The organism is Vibrio sp. Y176 (assembly GCF_033438945.1).
Genome location: NZ_JAWOQS010000845.1, coordinates 1 through 588 on the forward strand (window position 1 = coordinate 1; position 588 = coordinate 588).

The window sequence follows — 588 nt, forward strand, 5'->3', positions numbered from 1 at the left end:
GTGAAATCATCCAGCGCGATCAAATAACCTTCTCGATATAACTCGCGAATTGCATCGAGAAGATCATCGGTAGGTTGGCAAGTCTCTAAGACTTCTACGACGATTTTGTTTTTTGGCAAGCTGCGAGGCAAACGGCGTACCAAGCTCTGATGAGGAAAGTTGATAAAGCATCGCGAAGACGAAATCACTGGGTTAGTACCCAGTGATAGAAAGTTCTCGACGATTAATCGGTATGTCGCTCGGTTTGATTCGATATGAGCGGGATAGGCGTTGCTTTCCCCATCTCTAAATAACAATTCATAACCCAGCGTCTGTCTTTTACGGTTAAAAATCGGCTGACGAGCGACATACGTTGTATTCATGCGATAGAACTACCTATAAATGGCTTAGGATTTTGCAGCCGCTAATAATGCGCCACAACCCATAAACATTGAACCGAATACTTTGTTAATTTTACCCATGATCTTGTCTGAACGGATAAAGCGTCCCATCTGCGCCGCTAACGTGGTGTAACCCAGCATTACGCACGCATCAATTACCACTGTCGTCACCCCTAACGCCAACAATTGCGGCAGTTGGTCTTTTGCA

Annotated in this window: 2 pseudogenes; both read right to left on the minus strand. The window is 45.1% G+C overall.

What is annotated here, in order from left to right:
• Positions 1-362, minus strand: a pseudogene (locus tag R7O13_RS28985) (histidine kinase); the annotation flags it as partial.
• Between the two features lie 24 nt (positions 363-386).
• Positions 387-588: pseudogene (rhtB, locus tag R7O13_RS28990) on the minus strand (homoserine/homoserine lactone efflux protein); the annotation flags it as partial.